At 40.8% G+C, this 2205-nt stretch carries 6 protein-coding genes; 2 read left to right on the top strand and 4 right to left on the bottom strand.

The window, feature by feature from the left end; all coding sequences use genetic code 11:
- A partial coding sequence (locus RMO27_RS15265) for a type II toxin-antitoxin system HigB family toxin (protein WP_309734004.1) occupies positions 1-232 on the bottom strand: 232 nt, incomplete at its 3' end.
- 216 nt (positions 233-448) lie between these two features.
- Between RMO27_RS15265 and RMO27_RS15260 the strand changes: the two genes are divergently transcribed.
- Together RMO27_RS15260 and RMO27_RS15255 are read left to right on the top strand one after the other, a co-directional pair.
- A complete protein-coding gene (locus RMO27_RS15260) occupies positions 449-766 on the top strand; it encodes a type II toxin-antitoxin system prevent-host-death family antitoxin (protein WP_309734002.1) in 318 nt (105 codons plus the stop codon).
- Complete coding sequence (locus RMO27_RS15255) at positions 756-1082, top strand: Txe/YoeB family addiction module toxin (protein WP_309734000.1); 327 nt, start codon at positions 756-758, stop codon at positions 1080-1082. The genes RMO27_RS15260 and RMO27_RS15255 overlap by 11 nt, the downstream gene beginning before the upstream one ends.
- A gap of 427 nt (positions 1083-1509) precedes the next feature.
- Here RMO27_RS15255 and RMO27_RS15250 read toward each other — a convergent pair whose 3' ends face one another.
- From RMO27_RS15250 to RMO27_RS23900, 3 genes are all read right to left on the bottom strand, one after another.
- Positions 1510-1680 carry a hypothetical protein gene (locus RMO27_RS15250; RefSeq protein ID WP_309733999.1) on the bottom strand — a complete coding sequence of 57 codons (171 nt, stop codon included), beginning with the start codon at positions 1678-1680 and terminating at the stop codon, positions 1510-1512.
- Entirely contained in the window at positions 1677-1979 is a 303-nt protein-coding gene (locus tag RMO27_RS15245) for a type II toxin-antitoxin system HigB family toxin (RefSeq protein WP_309733997.1), read from the bottom strand. Before RMO27_RS15245 ends, RMO27_RS15250 begins: the two co-directional genes overlap by 4 nt.
- An 88-nt stretch (positions 1980-2067) precedes the next feature.
- Complete coding sequence (locus tag RMO27_RS23900; protein ID WP_396133722.1) at positions 2068-2202, bottom strand: DUF2281 domain-containing protein; 135 nt, start codon at positions 2200-2202, stop codon at positions 2068-2070.
- Positions 2203-2205: the final 3 nt, after the last annotated feature.

Below are 2205 nucleotides of genomic sequence, written 5' to 3'. Positions count from 1 at the left end.
AGACGAGCTGCCTAGAGTAGTTAATAGAAACAATCAATCGATAGCGATTGTCTTTAATATTAAATACCGTAAAGTTTCCTACCGCCTCGGCAGAAGCATATGTTTGTTGAACTTCTGTTAGATTTTGCCAGGTTACAACTTTAACGATTTCATTCCAATCTTCTATTTGGGTGGCAATGTTGGGAAATTTAGCAGCAGCTTCCCGCAACCGACTAATTGCAATCAGATGCATATTATCTATAGTTTAACGCTAGATCGAGCCATTGGCTTTTCGATCGGATTGGGTAGTAGCATCTACAATCAAGGTTAGTCTTACCACCTATTATCTTCCAATGCATTTTCGCTTTCGCGGAATCGATCTTTGGTGCGGTGGTTTTGGGATCGATCGAACATCGCACCCCTACGATCGGTAAGTTATAATCGATATACTAGACTCGGAAACCACTGTATGACCAGTAGTGAAATTAGCTATACCGAAGCACAGAGTAATTTAGACGTTCTGCTCGATCGTGTAGCAGATAACAAAGACATTATCATAGTCAAACGAGGCGGCACCGATAAAAACGTCGCTCTCATTGCCGAAACTGATCTCAGCAGCCTCCTTGAAACTGTTTATCTACTGAGATCTCCAGCCAACGCAACTAGATTGCATCGGGCGATCGATCGAGCCAAACAAAGAGATCTCCAAGGCTACAGTCATTCAGAACCAGAGAACCCGTCGCAATCGATCTCTGCATTATGCGAGGAGTTGGGAATTGTCCGCTAAAAAGAAAGATAAAAATCGCTCTGAAAATTCTCAACCAGAAATAACTATCATCCAAAGGCAGATTATTTTTGATGAAGATTTCCGAGAAGATTTGCAATGGTGGTATAAACAAGATGTTCAAAAAGCTAACAAAATTCTCGATCTAGTGGAATCTATTTGCATCGACCCATTTTCAGGAATTGGTAAACCAGAACCACTAAAATTTATGGAAGCAAATACATGGTCGCGAAGAATAGATTTAGAGCATCGATTAATTTACCGAATCAAAGATGAATCTATTCAATTTTTACAAGCCCGCTATCACTATGAAAATTGAAGACAACTTCAGTGTTTGAGGTTCGTTCGCGTAGCGTACCGGAGGTAATCGATTGGTATTGAGGAGTATCTTTATATCCTGTCGAAATTATCGATCGATTAGCTTGGGTTTGGTCGATCGTGGTTGATTCGTTGGCGTAGCCTCCGCTTTGCGGAATCGATCTTTGGTGCGATGGTTTTGGGATAGATTGCCCTTGGCACGCTACGCGATCGAGATTATTGGAGTAATATATCTGCCGGAATATCCAACTGATGGTGAAGTGCGCGAATCATTTCTAGTGTTAAAGTTTGACGTTTAGACATTACTTCTGATACTAAATATTCGCTACCAATAATTGGAATTAGATCGGCATTTGATCGATCTGACTGTTCTAGTCTAAACTCAATTGCAGCGATCGGATCTGGTAATTCGATTCTCCAGGGAGAGGCTACGCCAACGGGAAATATTTATCTTCATACAATTCAATTAGAGTTGCCAGTACCTCTAATTCATCAGCTTCAGGTGTATTCGGCTCAGATGACATCAAAGCTCCCGCTCGTTCCAATGCTTCCTGATAATCAGTTTCAGTTTTAATCGGTCTAATTAAAGCAGTATTCATATTGTCTCCACATCAACGGCATCGTAATCTTGATGAGTCCCAACAAATCGGATGAAAATAATCTGTAAAGCGTAGTTAATCTCAACAACTAATCGATATTTATTACCTGCAATATTGAATACAGTTCGATTATTTTTCAGGATACTCGCATTTCGATATTGTTCTTTAACATCCGCAGGAGTCAGCCAAATAGCCTGTTTAGCCTCTCGATACCACGACTTGAGCGGATCTTCAGCATCAGCATATTGTGGAGAACTTTCCCAAAATTCCCGTAATGTTCTCTTTGTTAAAATTCTCACGTTTCAACGATCGTGTTTCGATCTCTCAACTGTGGATCGCGTTGAATCATCCACAGAAATACATGAGTATCCAGCAAAAACCGACCCATTACATATATTCCTGTAAATCATCTAAAGGCACATTAAAATCATCAGACATCCACACCTCCCCCTTCCAGATGCCGAAAGCATTTTTTCGATTGAGTGGGGGTGTTTGCACCGACTGATTATGCTTTGCAACCAAACC

This window comes from Chamaesiphon sp. OTE_75_metabat_556, from assembly GCF_031378165.1.
Taxonomy (GTDB): domain Bacteria; phylum Cyanobacteriota; class Cyanobacteriia; order Cyanobacteriales; family Chamaesiphonaceae; genus Chamaesiphon.
Note: the sequence above shows the minus strand (reverse complement) of the source record. Positions and strands in the feature narration are given on the sequence as shown.

What these genes read in the sequence shown, in the direction of transcription:
- RMO27_RS15260 (WP_309734002.1), top strand. Translation starts at nt 449, where the DNA reads ATGACCAGTAGTGAAATTAGCTATACCGAAGCACAGAGTAATTTAGAC.
- RMO27_RS15250 (WP_309733999.1), bottom strand. Translation starts at nt 1,680, where the DNA reads ATGAATACTGCTTTAATTAGACCGATTAAAACTGAAACTGATTATCAG.